At 38.6% G+C, this 18,507-nt stretch carries 14 protein-coding genes; 7 read left to right on the top strand and 7 right to left on the bottom strand.

What is annotated here, in order from left to right; translation table 11 throughout:
- Positions 1 to 26 precede the first annotated feature (26 nt).
- The 4 genes from I6E72_RS01990 (at position 27) to I6E72_RS01975 (ending at position 5,869) form a co-directional block, all read left to right on the top strand.
- Complete coding sequence (locus tag I6E72_RS01990) at positions 27 to 857, top strand: mechanosensitive ion channel family protein (protein ID WP_008167991.1); 831 nt, start codon at positions 27 to 29, stop codon at positions 855 to 857.
- A gap of 168 nt (positions 858 to 1,025) precedes the next feature.
- Complete coding sequence (locus tag I6E72_RS01985) at positions 1,026 to 4,280, top strand: nSTAND1 domain-containing NTPase (RefSeq protein WP_197110890.1); 3,255 nt, start codon at positions 1,026 to 1,028, stop codon at positions 4,278 to 4,280.
- Positions 4,281 to 4,296: 16 nt separating this feature from the next.
- Entirely contained in the window at positions 4,297 to 4,674 is a 378-nt protein-coding gene (locus I6E72_RS01980) for a DP-EP family protein (protein ID WP_197110889.1), read from the top strand.
- Between the two features lie 205 nt (positions 4,675 to 4,879).
- The gene (locus I6E72_RS01975) at positions 4,880 to 5,869 is read left to right on the top strand and encodes a sensor domain-containing diguanylate cyclase (RefSeq protein WP_007581681.1); all 990 of its coding nucleotides are present in this window, start codon (positions 4,880 to 4,882) and stop codon (positions 5,867 to 5,869) included.
- Positions 5,870 to 5,947: 78 nt separating this feature from the next.
- Here I6E72_RS01975 and I6E72_RS01970 read toward each other — a convergent pair whose 3' ends face one another.
- Positions 5,948 to 6,430: a winged helix-turn-helix transcriptional regulator gene (locus I6E72_RS01970; RefSeq protein ID WP_024590009.1), complete on the bottom strand. Its 483-nt coding sequence runs from the start codon at positions 6,428 to 6,430 to the stop codon at positions 5,948 to 5,950.
- Between the two features lie 169 nt (positions 6,431 to 6,599).
- Between I6E72_RS01970 and putA the strand changes: the two genes are divergently transcribed.
- Both putA and I6E72_RS01960 read left to right on the top strand, forming a co-directional pair.
- Entirely contained in the window at positions 6,600 to 10,403 is a 3,804-nt protein-coding gene (putA, locus tag I6E72_RS01965) for a bifunctional proline dehydrogenase/L-glutamate gamma-semialdehyde dehydrogenase PutA (protein ID WP_010553201.1), read from the top strand.
- 117 nt (positions 10,404 to 10,520) lie between these two features.
- Positions 10,521 to 11,714 (top strand): HD-GYP domain-containing protein, encoded by a 1,194-nt coding sequence (locus tag I6E72_RS01960; protein ID WP_007581678.1) that lies wholly within the window; start codon positions 10,521 to 10,523, stop codon positions 11,712 to 11,714.
- Positions 11,715 to 11,767: 53 nt separating this feature from the next.
- On the opposite strand, the gene I6E72_RS01955 is transcribed toward I6E72_RS01960, so the two are convergent.
- The 6 genes from I6E72_RS01955 to I6E72_RS01930 all read right to left on the bottom strand — a co-directional run bounded on the left by I6E72_RS01955 (position 11,768) and on the right by I6E72_RS01930 (position 17,206).
- Entirely contained in the window at positions 11,768 to 12,805 is a 1,038-nt protein-coding gene (locus tag I6E72_RS01955) for a general secretion pathway protein GspB (RefSeq protein ID WP_197110888.1), read from the bottom strand.
- A gap of 11 nt (positions 12,806 to 12,816) precedes the next feature.
- Positions 12,817 to 13,734, bottom strand: coding sequence for an ExeA family protein (locus I6E72_RS01950; protein WP_024590013.1), 918 nt, complete (start codon positions 13,732 to 13,734; stop codon positions 12,817 to 12,819).
- Between the two features lie 165 nt (positions 13,735 to 13,899).
- Positions 13,900 to 14,418: an Lcl C-terminal domain-containing protein gene (locus tag I6E72_RS01945; RefSeq protein ID WP_197110887.1), complete on the bottom strand. Its 519-nt coding sequence runs from the start codon at positions 14,416 to 14,418 to the stop codon at positions 13,900 to 13,902.
- A 9-nt stretch (positions 14,419 to 14,427) separates the two neighbouring features.
- Positions 14,428 to 16,077, bottom strand: coding sequence for an Lcl C-terminal domain-containing protein (locus I6E72_RS01940; RefSeq protein ID WP_197110886.1), 1,650 nt, complete (start codon positions 16,075 to 16,077; stop codon positions 14,428 to 14,430).
- 69 nt (positions 16,078 to 16,146) lie between these two features.
- Positions 16,147 to 16,479 carry a hypothetical protein gene (locus tag I6E72_RS01935; RefSeq protein WP_007581673.1) on the bottom strand — a complete coding sequence of 111 codons (333 nt, stop codon included), beginning with the start codon at positions 16,477 to 16,479 and terminating at the stop codon, positions 16,147 to 16,149.
- A 22-nt stretch (positions 16,480 to 16,501) separates the two neighbouring features.
- Complete coding sequence (locus I6E72_RS01930; protein ID WP_165721048.1) at positions 16,502 to 17,206, bottom strand: DUF2982 domain-containing protein; 705 nt, start codon at positions 17,204 to 17,206, stop codon at positions 16,502 to 16,504.
- A 246-nt stretch (positions 17,207 to 17,452) separates the two neighbouring features.
- Here I6E72_RS01930 and I6E72_RS01925 point away from each other — a divergent pair, with 246 nt between their 5' ends.
- Entirely contained in the window at positions 17,453 to 18,505 is a 1,053-nt protein-coding gene (locus tag I6E72_RS01925; protein ID WP_024590017.1) for an efflux RND transporter periplasmic adaptor subunit, read from the top strand.
- Positions 18,506 to 18,507: the final 2 nt, after the last annotated feature.

Raw genomic sequence — 18,507 nt, 5'->3', positions numbered from 1 at the left:
AACATAGCCCTAACATAGAGCGCTTTATGATCAGTTCTGAAATCGAACAGTTTGAAAAATATTACACCATGCTTACTGAGTATATGGTTACCTACAGTATGCAAATTGTTGGCGCTATTTTTATCGTCCTCATTGGTTTGTGGATAGCACAAAAGCTTGCCAAATTTGTAGCCGCGTTAATGACCCGTCATAACGTTGACATTACGCTTACTAACTTTGTCAGTAGCGTGGTAAAAGTACTGCTAATTGTAATGGTTATAATTATTGCACTTGGCAAAATAGGTATCAGCGTTACGCCATTTGTAGCAGCCATTGGTGCTGCATCTTTAGGTGCTGGTTTAGCGCTGCAAGGAATGCTTTCTAACTATGGTGCGGGCCTTGCCATTATAGCCACTCGACCTTTTGTTGTTGGTGATACTATTGAAGTTAAAAATGTAAGCGGCCAAGTTAAAACAATTGAGCTTGGCTACACTATTTTAATCAATGAAGAAAAAGTAGAAATCACCATTCCAAATAAGCATATTGTGGGCGAAATACTTCATAACTCATTTAGTTACTCATTGGTCAAAGGTGAAATAGATATAGCCTATAGTGCTTGCTCTGATAATGCGATTAGCCTTATTGAAGACGTACTTAAAGCACACGAATTAGTCGCACAAAATCCGTTATCACAAGTGGGTATTGAACGCTTTGCCGATAGCGGTGTTACAATAAGCTACCGATATTGGGTACCTACTACTAAAATTATCGAAACCAAGCTGGCTATTAATGGCGGTGTTTATAAAGCAATTAATAACGCTGATATTGAAATCCCATTCCCTCAACGCGTCATTACTATAAATAAAAGCGATATATAGTCATAAAATCCAGTGGGTAATTCAATATTGAATTACCCACATCAATAAACTTCTTTTACTGCGTAAAAACTCCTTATCTGTTTGTTATTTTATCTGTAATATAAAGACTTGGTTAAAAAAGTCGGCTAATCACTCGCTTTAATTACATAATAACAATAATGAGCCATTATGAATCTCAGCCCTTTTTATTTAGGTGATTGGCAAGTCAATCCCCTGTCAAATACTCTTCAGCGTGCAGAAAAAAATAAACAGTTAGAACCAAAAGCCATGGATGTGTTAGTTCATCTTTGCTTCCAAAAAGGCGAAATTGTTACTACTGACGAGCTATTAGATCAATGCTGGAAAAATGTTGAGGTAGGCGATAACCCGCTGCATAAAACAATTACCCAGTTACGAAAAGCCCTCGGTGATAAAGCAAGTGAGCCCACCTACATAGAAACTATTCGCAAACGTGGTTACCGCGTTATTGCAAAACTTGAGTTTCCTCTGGCTGAAGATATAAAAAAAAGTGAAAACACATGGCAAGGTGGCTCTCCTTTTTTAGGATTAAGCGCCTACAACCCAAGCGATACACACCTATTTTTTGGCCGCAATCAATCTATAGAAACGTTACTCAATAGAATATCGAGCCAAGTTAAATTTGGTCGTGCTTTTTGCTTAATACTTGGCCCTAGCGGTACGGGTAAATCTTCGCTTGTTAATGCTGGGATTTTACCAAAACTGCTAGATGAGCGAGGCTATAACGGCATTGGGGTTATTTCTTATAGCCAACTCGACTTTGCAGATGTTCATAAAAATAGACTTTTTTTAGATTTAGCTTCTGCATTGCTTGATTGGGATATAAATGGCCTTCCTGTATTTGAAGGATTAAGCGCGCAAACACTGGCAGAGCAACTAGAATTGGCAATCGATGGCGTAATCAACGCCATACAAATTGCACTTAGCAAAGCCTCTACACAACTTAAAACACCCCAGTTATTTTTATTTATTGACCGCTTAGAAGTACTGCTTTCTTCTCCTTTATTTAGTAGCGAAACGCGCAGCCATTTTTTATCAGTTATTGAGCGCTTAGCAACCTCTAAAACTGTGATTGTATTTAGTGCGTGTCGTAACGACTTTTACCCTTTAGTGGTTGAACAACCAAGTCTAATGGCAGGCAAAGCTCATGGCGCGCACTACGATTTAACACCGCCAAATCGCCAAGAGCTTCAACAAATTATTCGCCTGCCAGCGTTAACCGCTAATTTAACGTTCTCGAATGACCCAGAAACCCAAACACCACTGGATGAAATATTGTGCGCCGATACAGCTAATAACCCCGATGCATTACCCATGCTGCAATACACATTGCAAGAGCTGTACTTGCAGCGCAGTGATAGTAACGAGCTACTTCACAGTGTTTACACAAAACTCGGGGGTATTGAGGGAGCTATAGGCAAAAAAGCAGAAGATATATTTATTGACCTCAGCAACGAGCAACAACAGCAACTAAAAAGCGTGTTATCACAACTGATCACTTTAAATCCAGATGGTAAAACCATTACGAGCCGCGCTGCCCGCTGGCAAACATTAACGAACACAAGCCAAAAAGAGCTTGTGCAAGCCATGGTCGATAGCCGTTTATTTGTATCGCATTTACAAAATCAAGAAGCCTGTTTTAGCCTTGCTCACGAGGCATTATTACGTCAATGGCCGCGAGCAAAACAATGGATTAATGATCATAAAGATGCCTTAGCAATAAAAAGCCGCTTACAACACCAAGCGCAAAATTGGATAGATGAAGGTAAAAGTAGTGCTTACCTCCTAGCGCCAGGTAAACCGCTACAAGAAGCGCAGCTATTACTAAACGACAAACTGTTTAAATTAGATGATAACGAGCACACTCTTATCAAAAGCTCTATAAAAAAAACAAAAACAAAAATAAGAGTAAAACGGGTGACCGTTGCTTTATTGTGCTTACTTACATTTACCGCGTTATTAATGAGCTTTACTAGTTTTAAGGCCCAGCAACATGCGCAAAAAAAACAGCTTGAGGCCGAAAGCTTACTGGGGTTTATGGTGGGTGACTTTGCCGACAAACTGCGTAGCGTAAAGCGTATGGACTTACTTGATGGTATTAGTAATAAAGCACTTGAATATTTTACAAATCAAACAGACGAATCAGGTTCACTCTTTAGCTTTAGCGATGATAAAGCACAATTTAACAACCGTTTCCAGTACGCACAAACCCTCGAAGCAATGGGTGAAGTAGCTTATTCCCGAGGTAAAACCGATGAAGCCTTTACCGCCTTTGAAAACGCCCGCACCCGCCTTGAGGCATTATTAAAAATACAGCCTAACAATATAGAATTACTAACGCTTGCGGGTGCTAATGCCTTTTGGTTAGGCCAGCTTCATTATGATAAAAGTGATTACGCTGCCACTGAGCCATTATTTAAAAAGTACCATATGTATAGCGAAACCATGTATTCATTAGCAGCGAATGATTTTAATTCCATTATGGAGTTGTCGTATTCACATAATTCGCTGGGATCTTTGTATTTAAAACAATTTAATTATAAAGCGGCAAAACAGAGCTTTACCGAATCACTTACTCTTAAAAACGAAGCGCTTGTGCTAAAGCCCAACAATAAAAACTTATTGCGTGATAAAGCAGATACCCTTAGTTGGCTTGCAAAAACTGAAGGTATGCTTGGTAACTTCAACACTGCAGTGTATATATTGGACAATGCAGTTGCTGTGGTCAAAAAGGTGGCTAATCACTACCCTGATGACGCGAGTCTTTTTTATATGTCAGCAAATATATATATGCAACAAGGCTATTTACTAAGCTATTTACCTGATAAAAAAATGGCCTATTTAAAAGCTCGCTTTGCGAATGAAAATATAAATGAGGCTTTAAAGCAAGATCCAGAAAATAATGAATTTCAACATATGTATTATCGCTCTTTAGCGCAATTAATAATGTTGTCTTATGACAAAAAAGTAGATTCAAGAATAGGAAAAATTATTAGCTTCTTAAAATCACAAGGTTTTAATAGTATCAATTCTATTAATACACAAATTAGTCTGGCTCGCTATTTTATTGACAGAAACTTCCCTCTTAAAGCGCAAGAGTTATTAACAACCCTTGAGAATGATGGCGAATATAAACGTTACATAACCAATAAAATGAAGAATAGAGATAACTTAGCTCCCATAAATATAAACCTGCTCAAAGCTAAATTAGCTTCGACCAGCGAACAGCGAGAGCAATTTTGCGTAAATGCGCTTAAAGCTATTACTCAAACAGTAAAAATAAACCAAAGTATTCACGTAAAGTACCCGCAGGTACAAGCATATACCTGCTTAAACCGAGCAAACGAAATACCAACAATAACAGCAAGCCTGATAAAACTAGGCATTACTGACTTTAAACTATAAATACAAAGGAAATAACATGAATACCACCTTAGAAAAAGTCGATTTTCAAGTACATATTGAGTTTAACGATAAAAAAGAGGCCGTTTTTAGCTATACAGAAAATGGTAAAGCCGTTGACGGCGGCGGTACAGTAAGAGCCGAAACTGCAGGTACTTACACTTTAACTCCTGTAACAGTTGGGCTAGGCTTTTTTTTCACGGGGTCTACAATTACTAATAAAATCGGAACATGTGCCCAAGATTTCAGTTATGAACTTAGTGATAACCGCCAAGCAATCACCGTCACCGATACAGCAAAAAACTCAGGCACTGCATGTTTAATATTTAACGTTGAGTGTAATGATAAACCTTATTCAAGCCCTGACCCACAAGTTATAAATAAAGACAAAAATTAATTATTGATTTTAAATTGCACAAGCATAATTTCCCCAGTGCAATTTATTTATAACCTAACTACCTTTTAGCTAAGCACTGACACACTTCAATAAAAACAAATAAAATCAACAAATTAAAAAAGAAGGTTACCGAAAGGTTTAAAAACCATAAATTAAATAAACTCCTAGACATAAAGTTTCATTAACAATAAAAATGAGCAACACCATGTCTAACAATAATGAAAATAGCAGAGCAAACAACACCGACAACGCTGTATCTGCATTAATGAGCAGCATTTCTAATACCGTTAACAATGAAAAAATAAGCGCAATTATTAATGTCACTAATGTGATGGCCGATGCTATTTTTATTGTTAATGCAGATGGAGTGTTTGAATCAGTAAATCCCGTTGCAGCTCGTTTTTTTAATGTTACGTCTGACTCGTTAATAGGTAAAAAATGGCAAGATTGTTTACAAGAACAGTATCGCGATGACTATCAATACATGTTTGAAAGTTGGAAAAACAACTATCAAACACCACTCAATCATGGCCCGAAAGAAGTTAAAATAATAAAAAACAATGGTAACTGTTTAGATATAGAGCTCTCAATTTCTTGTATACCCGCATCAACTACAAACAATATCCCTCTATTTATTTGTATTATGCATGATATTTCTAGGCATGTTAAAAAGTATAAAGTACTCGAAAACATAGCCAAAATAGATCACCTTACAGGCGTCGCTAATCGCTGCACTTTAGAAAAGGCGATTATTAAAAATTGGCAAGAATGCATAGTAGACAAACAGCCTTTGAGTTTTATCTTGATCGATATTGATTTTTTTAAACTGTTTAATGATAATTTTGGTCATGTAAAGGGTGATAAATGTTTGCAAAAAGTAGCTCAAACAATTGAAGACTGCCTCCCCTCAAAAGATAGTTTAGTAGCACGCTATGGTGGTGAGGAGTTTGCTGTTGTATTACCCCGCTCACATGTCTCAAATGCAGAAATGATCGCAAAACGTATTCAAGAAAAAATACTCAACATTAATTTTAGAGATATTGGTTTGCCAGCGAATGTAAAGATAAGTGTAAGCCAGGGTTTAGCGTGTGAATACGATAATCAGTACAGAACATCTGAGGCATTAATATGCGCGGCTGATACGGCTTTATATAGAGCGAAGTCGGAAGGTCGTAATAAATTATGTATAAGGTGATGTACTAACTATTTGGTATAGCCTTTATCTACTAAAATAAAAAACCGCAATTGCGGTTTTTTATTACTTGAGAAAAGCTTAAATGTCGATTAGCAGCCCTTCGTCTTTTTTAATCTTTTCGATCACCATATAAGTATGATGAGTGCCCACGCCGGGAATATCGACTAAGTCGCCAAGAACTTGTCTATATTCTTCCATATTAGAAACGCGGATTTTTAATAAATAATCATAACCGCCTGCCACCATGTCGCATTCAACGACTTGTTGTATTCTTAGTATATGCTCTCTAAATACCTTAAATACTGCTGTATTTGAAGCAACAAGCGACACTTGAACATGTGCTACTAAGCTTTGATTAAGCTTTGCTTCGCTAAGCTTAGCGTAGTAGCCTTCGATATAGCCTTCTTGCTCTAATCGTTTTACACGATCTAGGCACGGGCTTGCACTCAAATTAACCTGTTTTGCGAGGTTAACATTTGAAATTCTGCCGTTCTTTTGTAGAACGTCTAGTATGGCTAAATCAATACGATCTAGCATGCGTAATCTATTTGGAATTGTCATAACAGAATTTTATGCGGATAAGTTAAATTTATGCCCTGTAAATTATCGTAAAACGCGAAATTTAACCAGCATATTCTGCTGAAATTTAATTAGAATGCACTCACAATATCACTGGTAATTTATTGGTAATTAATTTTACTTTAATTCTTAACACTCCTGAGGGTTGCTTATGTTATTCAACGGCGATTTAACAACGATTTGTCCTATTAGACAAAGAATCCGTGACTTCTACCGCATAGATGAAAATGCGGTTATTGATCATATTTTACCGCTTGCAGAAGTAGGCGTAAAAGCACGAAGTCGTGCCTGGGAAAGAGCCCGCCAGATTGTTTTAAACATTCGTAAAGAGCAAGATGGGCAAGGCGGTGTTGATGCGCTTTTAAATGAATTTTCACTCTCTAGTGAAGAAGGCGTTGTATTAATGTGTTTGGCCGAAGCGCTGCTTCGCGTACCAGACAAAGCAACTCAAGATGTACTGATTCGTGACAAGTTAGCGAAAGGTGATTGGAGCTCTCATTTGGGCAGCAGCGATTCTTTATTCGTAAACGCGTCTTCTTGGGGATTATTAGTTACCGGTAAAATGGTTAACTACACAGACAAAACGAAAGAACAACAGTTCGGCATGCTTAAAAAGACCATTGGTCGTTTAGGTGAGCCAGTTATTCGTAAGTCTGTAAATTTTGCTATGAAAATTATGGGTAAGCAATTCGTTATGGGTCGTACCATTGACGAAGCAATTGAACGTGCTGCCGATACAGAGCAAAAAGGTTATGTATATTCTTACGATATGCTAGGCGAAGGCGCGCGCACAATGAAAGATGCGAAGCGTTACTTTGACAGCTACATGAATGCTATACACTCGATTGGTAAAGCGGCAAATGGTCGTGGTCCAATTAAGAGCCCTGGTATTTCAGTTAAGCTTTCTGCTATTCATCCGCGCTATGAGTTCACTCATAAAGACCGTGTGATGGAAGAAATAGTCCCTAAGTTAAAAGAACTTGCGCTTGCTGCTAAGAAATACGATATCGGCTTTACCGTTGATGCTGAAGAAGCTGACCGTTTAGATATTTCATTAGATGTCATTGAAGCGGTATTTAGTGATGAAGATCTTGGTGATTGGCAAGGATTTGGCTTAGCGGTTCAAGCGTATCAAAAACGCGCTATTTTTGTAATTGAATGGCTAACAGACCTTGCAACCCGTGTTGGTCGTAAAATGATGGTACGTTTAGTTAAGGGCGCGTACTGGGATACTGAAATCAAAACCACACAACAAGATGGTTTAGAGCATTTCCCTGTATTTACTCGTAAAGCAACAACCGATGTTTCTTACAAAGCATGTGCTATTAAAATGCTTGAAGCGCGCGACGTACTTTATCCGCAGTTTGCAACACACAACGCTTACACTGCCGCGACTATTTTAGAAGTAGCGAAAGGCGACAACACCGGTTTTGAATTTCAACGTTTGCACGGTATGGGTGAATCATTATTCGACCAAATCGTTAACGAAGAAAAAATTCAATGTCGTGTATATGCCCCAGTTGGTCAACACGAAGACCTACTTGCTTACCTTGTTCGTCGTTTGTTAGAAAATGGTGCTAACTCATCATTTGTAAACGCGATTGTAGATACAACAAAACCTGTTGAATCATTACTACCAGACCCTGTAGAAACACTGCAAGGCCTGCGTAACAAGTACAATACGCAAATCAAAATGCCAATTGATTTATACGGTGAAGAACGTGCTAACTCTAAAGGCATGGATTTAACCGATATTAACGTTATTACCCCTTTCAAAGAGAATCTTGAAACATGGTTTAATGAGCACTTAATTGAGCAAAGCCAAGTACCAGAAGGCTCATTGGCTGTTAAAAACCCAGCAAATCACAAAGAAATCATCGGCCACGTTAAGTTACAAACTGGCGAAGAGATGAAAGTATTACTGGCTAACGCTGAAGCGGCACTTGAATCATGGTCACAAACACCAGTAAAAGAGCGTGCTAATTTACTGCGCCGCGTTGCTGACATTTTAGAGCGTCATCATGATGAACTAGTCGCTATCTGTATTAAAGAAGCGGGTAAAGTAGCGCAAGATGGTATTGATGAAGTACGTGAAGCGGTTGATTTTTGTCGTTACTACGCAGCGCGCGCTGAAGAGTTATCTAAAGATGAGCGTTTTGAAGCCCGTGGCGTTATTTTATGTATTAGCCCGTGGAACTTCCCGCTTGCAATATTTTTAGGTCAAGTTGCTGCTGCGATTGTTACAGGTAACACTGTAATTGCTAAGCCTGCTGAGCAAACAAGTTTAATCGCCCTTCGTGCCATTGAACTAATGCTATCTGTTGGTTTACCTGAGCACGTTGTTCAACCGGTTATCGCTCGCGGCTCAGAAGTAGGTAAAACAATTGTTCCAGATGAGCGCATTCAAGCGGTTATGTTTACAGGTTCTACTGAAACAGGCACATTAATTTCTCAAACACTTGCTGCACGTAACGATATTCAAGTACCGTTAATTGCAGAAACAGGTGGCCAAAACTGTATGATTGTTGACTCAACGGCGCTTCCTGAGCAAGTAGTTGACGATGTGATCAGTTCTGGTTTTCAAAGTGCTGGCCAACGTTGTTCTGCTCTTCGTGTTTTATTCATTCAAGATGACGTAGCAGATGGCATTATCGAAATGCTTAAAGGCGCTCTAGCTGAGTTACACATTGGCGATCCATCATTACTATCAACTGATGTTGGCCCTGTAATTGATGAAAAAGCACTTAAAAACTTAAATGAACACGTTGAGTACTTAAAAGGTAATTCTATACTTCATTACGAATGTAAAATTCCTGATAATACTCAAAATGGCGCATACTTTTTTGCTCCTCGTTTATACGAAATTAAAGACTTATCAGTACTTAAACGTGAAGTATTTGGCCCATGTGTTCATATTGTTCGCTTTAAATCGAATGAACTTGATGATGTGATGGATCAAATAAATAACACGGGCTATGGTCTGACAATGGGTGTTCACTCACGTATTGAAGAGCGCTGTGAGTACCTTGCTAAAATGTCACGTGCGGGTAATGTTTACATTAACCGAAACATGATTGGTGCCATTGTTGGTGTGCAACCGTTTGGTGGCCGTGGTTTATCAGGTACTGGCCCTAAAGCCGGTGGCCCTAACTACCTACAACGTTTAGTAAAAGAAAAAGCATCACCAGATAACGTACAAATGACTAACCTAACGCCTGACGAACTTGATTTGCACCACTACAGCGGTGCGAATGAGCAAGTTAAAAAGCTAATGGCCAACTCAATGCGCGATGAGAAAATCTGGCGTGCAACACCACTAAACGACCGTGTTTCGGCTGTACGTCAGTTGCTTGCTAAAATCGCGACGGTAGAAATTATCGACGATTTAGCAGACGACTTAGCATTAACATTATCAGAAGCACGTGCACAGCTTAACCGCCTTGAAAAGCACATGCGTAAGTTTACTACCCTGCCTGGGCCAACGGGTGAGTCTAATACACTTCATCTAGAAGCACGTGGTTGTGTAGTGTGTTATGCAGATAAGAGCACATCATTTAACTTCTGGGCATTGTCTATCATCACTGCTATTGCCGCAGGTAATACGGTAATTACTGTAGCGTCTGAGCTGTTTTATGATGAAGCCGTTGCCTTTAAAGATAAATTTATCTCTACAGGTGTTGCAGAAGGTGTTTTCCAAGTAGCTAAACCTAACCAGTTACAAGCTATTTTGGCGCACCCTCATTTAGCCGGTGCGGTAGTTGCTGCTCGCTCGTCTCGCTTGGGCTACTTTAGTCAACAGCTTGCACAGCGTAAAGGTGCTATTTTACCAGTAATTAGCTCTGAGTATTACGATACATTAATCAAACGTCTTATTACTGAAAAAACAATCAGTATTGATACAACAGCATCAGGTGGTAACACATCACTAATGACGCTTGTTGAAGATGATGAATAGTTAAGCTAATGCTTTTTAACTAAAAAATAAAAAAGGCACTGAAAAGTGCCTTTTTTATTAGGTAGTAACGTATATATTTGTTAGCTTAATGAAAGATTAACAATAGAAGTAATAAATTTGAAAATAATTCCTGTAGGTCAGTTACTGCCTGGTATGTTTGTGCAAAGCGTTACTAGACAAACTGGCAGTATTAAAATTAAAAATCAAGGCTGGGTTAAAACTCAGGCTGGTATTAATAACCTAATAAAAGCAGGTATTTTAGAAGTAGAAATCGACCCTGATAAAACCCTCATTGAATCAGTCCCTGAAAAAGCTCCTATTGCTGTACCTGCAACAAAAATAAAGCGTGACCCTTGGCAAAAAACACACAGTGCCGAACAAGAAATGGGAAAGGCAAAAAAACTGTATGACGAAGCTAAAACACTGCAAATAAAAGCATTTAAAGATATTAAAGCAGGCCGCGATATAGATATTGCACCGTTCAAAGAGCTGGCAAGTGGCTTTATGGACTCTGTTTTTAGAAACCAAGATGCCCTAGCCTGCCTTACCCAAATGCGCCAAAAAGATGCTTACCTACTTGAGCACTCTATTAATGTATCGATATTAATGGGGATTTTCGCTAAGCATTTAGGTATAGAAAAAAACATTATCGTTGAACTGACTACCGGCGCACTTTTACACGACATTGGTAAGATAAAAATCCCTGATGAAATACTCAATAAGCCGGGTCGCTTTACCGATGATGAATTTAAAATAATGAAAATGCACTCGCTTTTCAGTAAAGAAATATTAGAAGAGTCTGGCTTAACGGGTATCGCGGTTGATATTGCAGGTATGCATCATGAAAGGCTTGATGGTAAAGGCTATCCGTTTGGTAAAAAGGGCGACGAAATAAGTCAGTACGTACGTATGGCATCAATTGTAGATGTGTATGATGCACTTACCGCAGAACGTGTTTACAAAGCAGGCATGGAGCCAATAAAAGCCTTTAAAATACTAAAAGACGGATGCCCAGATAGCTTCGATCCCGTGCTGCTTAATAAGTTTATTCAATGTATTGGTATTCATCCGGTAGGAACGCTCGTTAGATTATCGAGTCAAAAAGTTGGTTTAGTGACCGAGAGTAATCCCAGTACACCACTAAAGCCTATCGTTAAAACATTTTACAGCGCCAAACATAGTCGCTATACAGAGATAAAAGATATCGATTTATCTAATAAAAAAACCTTAGATACCCTCGAATCAGCGGTGAAACCTAAAGAATATAATATTGATTTAGAACGCTTTTATAAAAACTCAATATTACCCTAAGCAATATTGAGAGCTCAACATTCTACCGAGCTCTCAACATAATAGCTAAACGTTTACTGCGGCCAGTCTTGCAAAGCCTTTAAGCTAAACTCATAACCATCAAAATCAAGTACACTTTGCTCAGGTGTAATCTCTCTTACAGTTAAAGCACCTATGCTCTCTCCTTCATGTAACTCTCGGCCATTTAGCTTGATCCAACGTTTGTCAGCACTCGATGAATAAATATGCGCTTGATATTTAATACTAGGCAACATTGATTGCAAACCATCTGGTAGTAATTCTACAGGCTCAACACGTGATGACGTTTTTGATGCATGGGTAACTTCATAATCCTGATTTTTTTCGACGTCTTGTATAGCTTGCGCAAACGCATTTTTAAGTGTTGTAGGCACCTCATCAAGCTCAGGATCGCTCATCTGTTGAGATTGGTTGTTACCATTAATTGGCTTACCTAGTACTTTATATTTACTCATATCTAGTTGAGCTGATGCTGTATTTTGACTTTGCCCAAATACCGAAGCGTTCTGTGTATTATTTGGATTGTAATTATTTTGTGGATTAAATACTGGCTGATTATAATTTTGAACTGGCATTACTTGTTGCACGTTCTGCTGATTATAACCCGTTGCGCTCGTGACCGGACTCGATGGCATAGGAATATATTGCCCATTAGGCGTTAATAACATTTGCTGTACACCATTAGGTGTTTGCACATGTACAAGTTGCCCTTCAATCGTTGCAGTATTATTTGGAGCTATTTTAGCGGGTTCTAACTTAGCTATTTGCTGCTTATCAACTGCGGCATCTACCTCTTTAACTTGTTCTTTAGGTGACGATTTTTCGCTTTCAACCACCTTAATTACAGCGGGTTCCGATGTGTTTAATAAAGTAGTACCTTGTAACCACTTACCAGTAGTAAACCCACCAGCTACCGCAATAAAAGCAGCTAAGCTTGTACCAAATACTAACGCTAATCGTCTATAACGCTTAAGTGCTTGCTGTTGCTTTAACTGCTCTGATTGCAAGTCGTATTGCTCAGCACTCATATCTGATTGCTGCGACTGCTTTAGCGCATCTAATAAATAAGACATAACTTACCTAACTATAAAATAAATGAAAGCCCAATGCCTACGGCAAATAAAGCAGCGAATGCAAGGCTATATGGTACAAATGACGTTGCTTTGTTGGCCTCATTAACTGGCGCTACAAAATCCATGGGTAATGACTCATGTGCTGATTTTTTTATTATATCGCTATCAACTATCAACTGCTGCTTTGCAAAAGTGCCTACCAAAGCTCGCTCACATACCAAGTTCATTAATCGTGGCACACCACCGGTTAATTGATGTACAGCTTGCATGGCATCCATCGAAAAAATTCCCTTATCACATCCTGCAACATGTAACCGATGCTTTATGTAAGCAACTGTTTGGCCTTGCGTAAGTGGTAATAAATGGTAACGAGCTGTTATTCTCTGGGCGAGTTGCCTTAATTCATTGCGCTTTAAAAGCTCTTGTAGCTCAGGTTGACCAACCAATACTATTTGTAATAATTTTTTATGATCGGTTTCTATATTTGTCAGCAAGCGTAATTGTTCAAGCACATTAGGGGCAAGTAACTGCGCTTCATCAATTATAAGTATGGTGTGCCCACCCGATTTATTATTGGTCTCTAAGTGCTTTTTTATAATATCGGTAAGACTTTTAAGCGTCGCATTATTAGCATCGTAACTAATGTTGAGCTCATCACAAATACTAGCCAATAACTCTAGCTCTGAAAGTGCTGGGTTATGGATCATCGCTACTTGCGTGTTTTCAGGTAACTGCTCTAACATACTGCGGGTAATTGTAGTTTTACCAGTACCCACTTCGCCTGTTAATAATACAAAACCACCGTCTTCACCTAATCCATAGGTAAGGTGTGCTAAGGCTTCTTTATGTCGTTCACTTAAAAATAAGTAATGAGGGTTGGGCGAAATTGAAAAAGGTTTTTCATTCAGGCCAAAATAGCTTAAATACACCGTGATGTTCCTTCGTAATTAAATCACGGCCTATAATGGCAAAAAAACGCACTAAGTGACAACGTTGTAAGCGCTTTATTATTGAAATAACGTAAATTTATGTAAAACAAAAAAATGCAGCGGTTTTAAGGCTGCACTTTCATCTGTCTAATCTTAGTAAGTACTTTATTCTTCGTAGCGAACTAACCGTAAATACACATTACTAGTTTTGGCGTGCAAGCTATTCAGCCCACTATCAAATTGATAAACCCATGCAGAGCTCATCGTGCTCACACCCGATGTATTTGACCAATAGTTTTGAAGCTTAGTACCAAAAAACACCTCTTCATTAATGCTCGGCTCGGTGCAACTGTGCTCTAAAATACTCGCCAACTCTTTAATGTTAGGCATTTGCCAATCATCGTAATCTGCAGTTGTATCATTTTTAGCACCGCGTAGTGCTTCTTGCCAAGTAAGAGAAGGTGTAGAGCCTTCGCAAAGCTGCGTCTCTGTATTATAAATTTGCCCATAACTACAGCGTTGCCACATAAGGCCTGTTTCGGTATCAGACACTGTGCCATCTGTATTTATAGTAAATCTATCTGTCGGCGTTGTGGTATCTGCACCGTCGTAGCACGTTTGCGCCGCTGCAATATTAAAGCTCAAGCTTATAGTTGCTAGTGCATAGAGTAATTTAAATCTCATTATTTTCTCCTAACGGCTTCTAACTAAACGAACATACGCGGTATTTTCTTTTGGATAAGCAAGATCGTTACCATCACTCATATCAATAATGTACGCTTGCGATAAACTTGTACCATCGGCTGCAGTTTGTGAAGTCCAATAACGTAAGTGACTTAATGCACTTTCACTTGGCATATTGGGGAAAAACACCTCATCAATTAATATGCTTTGCCCTTGTTTACCATAATCAATTAAACCTAAAAGCTCTGTATAAGTAGGTAACCGCCAATTTGTACCACCACAAAAATCTAAGTTATTCACTTCGTTTATATAACTTTGTACTCCACAACTCGTATCATCCGGACAAGTTGAATTGGCTGTACTAGTATCGGTAAAAGTAGTATCGCCTAAATCCCAAAAGTAATGATTTTGCCCCTCACGCAAGCTTGTATTTGGCAATACTCCTGAGGATTCACTTTTTACTTCCCATACAAGTCCAGTAACATTATCGCGTATACAGGTAAAGTCACTACTATCATCACCAACTTCATCCGCAAACTGATTAAGTTTAGTGTAATCAAACGCTAAATTACCTTTACCAACCTTATCTAAGCGGTTTGCATAGCTATCGCGTCCAAGTTCAGCATCTTGCGCTGGAAAGTCATCGCTTTCACAGTTAATGCGTTGGGTGTTGTTATAGCACTCACCAACACCACTATCGTTTATAAGCCCAAGCGCTTTTGGTGATACATCAACAAATAAAGAATCTGTATCGGTGCGTCCTTTTGAGTCGGTTACCGTTACTTCAAAGCTCAACGTGGATTCAGTATCTACATCAGAGGCAAAAAATGTCGTTGTACATTGGTCGCTATTACTTAATGTTTCGCTATTACCGGTAAGTTGTTGCCACTTACACTGATAGGTATCGGTGACAGTTTCGCTATTCGTTGCATCAAGCGTTACTTCTTCAAACTCTTCGACATTTTGATCAGCGCCTGCATTTGCATCCACTAGTTCATTTGTTTTATTAAGCGTCATTGAATATTGAGTACTCGCCTCACCGCCTTCATCATCAGTAACTGTTAGCTGCCAAGACAAATTTACGTTACTTTCTAGTAAAGGATGAGAAAAGCTAAGAGTTGACTCATTAAAGCTAGCAATATCTAAATCAGGACCTGATAGCAGTTGCCACAAGTAACTATCAATTTGGCCATTATCATCAGGATCGCTCGACTCAAGAGCGCTCAAAGTAACTGTATCTTTGTATACAGAAGGAAGTGTTTCAGGAGATGTTTGGGTAACAACAGCAAGAGGAAGTTGATTATTAGAGCTCACTGAAATAGAAATGTCGTCACTAACAGCGCTACTACCGGTGCTTTGATAGCTTACTCTTAAGATTATTTCACTATCAGTTTTTACGTCAGGGGCTGTCAATGTTTGCTCAGCACCATCAAGCGGAAAACCTTCTAAGCTTGGGCCGCTAACTTGTTGCCATGAAAACGTACCATCAGCGGGGGAACCTTGTGCTGTGATGGTAAATTCAGTTTTTTCGATAATTTGTAAATCGGTTCCAGCATTAACAGATGTTTCTACAACTGTATTATCGCTATCACCGCCACCGCCTCCACACGCACTCAGCAAACCGCAAGAAATGAGGGAGATTAAAGCAAACGCTTTCATACGCAGCACCTTATTATGTCAAATAATTACTATAGTGTAATTACTAGCAATAAAGATGCCATTAAAGTACTACATATATGTATCTTGATGAATGCGTACAAACAACTTCGTACCGATTTTACTGTAATCTACTTTGTATTCACGCCCATCTAAAGCTTGAATAAATAGTAATTGTTTTTCTTCGCCAAATACATCAGGGCTTCCAACATAGACTATTTCTAAATAGCGATCTTTTGCATCACGGCGGTTTTTAGGTAACTCTTCTTTAAATGGCTCTAAGCCATGTTGAGTCACTTTAATTTTAGGATGAATTTCAGAGTTTACAATCACTAAATCATGCTTTTTATCTTTATGTATTATGGTGTTTCGACCACTTTTTAAAAAGGCTCTCTCTTGACTCATTTTTCTTTCCTACAGTCGCAGCTTAATTATTAATTTGCGACGCTATAAACTGACTAGGCTCGCGCTTCCACTTATTTAAGTTAGCACTAAATGCCCAGATATCTCTATCTAACACACTGGCTGGTAATAATAAATCGTAACCGGTTAACAGTTGAAGGTGCTTAGTCCTGTTAGCAAACATAGCTATAAGACCAGTATAGCTTATCCCTTTATGGGATGTGTAATGTGTATCTTCTATTAGCCATTCTGATGGGCAATTGCCATTTTTGCAATGTTTTTGAACAACTTGCATAAATAAATTACGCTGCTCTATTAATAATTTCCCTGCAATTCGAGGCGCTATGCTTGTTAAAAAGTCATCTATGTCGTTTACCTTTATACCAACCGCATTTAATTCTAAGTAATCAAAGCCATCTTCTACTTTGGGTATACCACTGTGATTAAAGTTACTATGAGGCATACACCAAGCTCCGTACTTATGGTAATAAACGAGCTCAGACTCATTTAATATAAGGCTATGATATGGCTCTTGAGTTTTTAAATATCCAATAAAAATAGCGGCAATACACAAGCTCACTAAAAATATTTCAAGTATGCTAATCTCACCCGGCCTCAGTAAATTAAACAACATAATGAAAACTAAACCAATTGCACCTGCAACAAGCACTTCAATTGCGTTTCGCGCACCTTGTGCCCGAAACTTAATGACATTGTTAGATTTATCCATATTGGTAAAACACCATATAAAAAACAAGCATAATAACAGCCCAAATTATGACCTTTCTTGTTGTTATACATAAGTTACAGGTGGTTTTAAATTTCATACATTACCGCTTTTTCCTCAACAAAATAGGAACAATGAATAAATCTTATTTACTTTTACGCTTAACGCACAAATTTATGAGACACATAACCGTCTTTTCCCGGTCTTATTTCGTACAATACTTACAATTCATTTTCAGGTATGAAATCAATGTACTCAAGACAATCAGGTAAAGCACTTTTTCCATTTATTATTACGTTACTTCTAATATTTAGCGTTTATTTATATCTACCCGCTAGCCACGGCGAACAGGCCGATTTATCACAAATGTCTACTCAAGTAACAGCTCATACTGTTACTTCTCAGGAAAACGCAGTGATGATAGAAGCGATCGGTAGCGCGCGTGCAAACCAAGCAATCTATATAAAAAGTGCGCAAAACGATTATGTCACAGATATATATTTTAAAGACGGCGACTTAGTCAGTAAAGGACAAAAGTTAGTACAGTTACAGAGCCAACAAGAACAGCTTGCCGTTAAAGAGCTTGGCATTAACTTACGTGAAGAACAACGCCAGTTAGATCGCCTAACCGAACTTTCACGCTCGCAATCAACGGCAAAGTCGTTACTTGAAGAGCAGTTATCTCGTGTTGATGCAACAGAGGCCCAACTAGAAAGCGCTAAAACTAAATTAAACGAAATGACTATTAGTGCGCCCTTTTCAGGCCTGTTAGGTAAGCGTGAAATATCAATAGGTGCTTACGTAAGTAATACAACAATAATCACAACACTTGATGATATTAGTATTATTAAAGTTGACTTTAAAGTACCTGAAAAATATTTAGCACAATTAAATATGGGCATGAAAGTGCTTACGCAAAACGATGCCTACCCAGGACAAACATTTAACGGCAAGGTAACGCATATTAGCTCGCGTATTGATTCGGTTACTCGCAGTGTTGAAGTTACAGCAAGTTTTGCCAATAAATCAGGATTACTTCGCCCTGGTATGTTACTAAATACAGCACTTGAGCTAAGCAGCAACCAAGCTTTAATGGTGCCAGAAAAAGCGGTTATACCTTTGCAAGACAAACACTTTGTTTTTCAAATTCAAGATGGGATAGCTAATAAAATTGAAGTGCATGTTGCTAGCAGAAATAATGGCTGGGTTGCTATCGACGAGGGCCTAACTGATGGCGAGCAAATTGTTACTGAGGGGCTAATAAAAATTCGCTCTGGAAGTAAAGTAAGCGTAAAGGGGTAATA

Source organism: Pseudoalteromonas sp. NSLLW24, from assembly GCF_015864725.1.
In the GTDB taxonomy this organism is placed as follows: Bacteria; Pseudomonadota; Gammaproteobacteria; order Enterobacterales; family Alteromonadaceae; genus Pseudoalteromonas; species Pseudoalteromonas arctica.
The sequence above is the reverse complement of the archived record's forward strand: the minus strand, read 5'-3'. Positions and strand labels throughout refer to the sequence as shown.

Coding starts and splice junctions, on each gene's coding strand:
- I6E72_RS01940 (WP_197110886.1), bottom strand. CDS start 16,077: ATGAAAGCGTTTGCTTTAATCTCCCTCATTTCTTGCGGTTTGCTGAGT.
- I6E72_RS01975 (WP_007581681.1), top strand. CDS start 4,880: ATGTCTAACAATAATGAAAATAGCAGAGCAAACAACACCGACAACGCT.
- I6E72_RS01945 (WP_197110887.1), bottom strand. CDS start 14,418: ATGAGATTTAAATTACTCTATGCACTAGCAACTATAAGCTTGAGCTTT.
- I6E72_RS01990 (WP_008167991.1), top strand. CDS start 27: ATGATCAGTTCTGAAATCGAACAGTTTGAAAAATATTACACCATGCTT.
- I6E72_RS01985 (WP_197110890.1), top strand. CDS start 1,026: ATGAATCTCAGCCCTTTTTATTTAGGTGATTGGCAAGTCAATCCCCTG.
- I6E72_RS01970 (WP_024590009.1), bottom strand. CDS start 6,430: ATGACAATTCCAAATAGATTACGCATGCTAGATCGTATTGATTTAGCC.
- I6E72_RS01955 (WP_197110888.1), bottom strand. CDS start 12,805: ATGTCTTATTTATTAGATGCGCTAAAGCAGTCGCAGCAATCAGATATG.
- I6E72_RS01935 (WP_007581673.1), bottom strand. CDS start 16,479: ATGAGTCAAGAGAGAGCCTTTTTAAAAAGTGGTCGAAACACCATAATA.
- I6E72_RS01980 (WP_197110889.1), top strand. CDS start 4,297: ATGAATACCACCTTAGAAAAAGTCGATTTTCAAGTACATATTGAGTTT.
- putA (WP_010553201.1), top strand. CDS start 6,600: ATGTTATTCAACGGCGATTTAACAACGATTTGTCCTATTAGACAAAGA.
- I6E72_RS01925 (WP_024590017.1), top strand. CDS start 17,453: ATGTACTCAAGACAATCAGGTAAAGCACTTTTTCCATTTATTATTACG.
- I6E72_RS01930 (WP_165721048.1), bottom strand. CDS start 17,206: ATGGATAAATCTAACAATGTCATTAAGTTTCGGGCACAAGGTGCGCGA.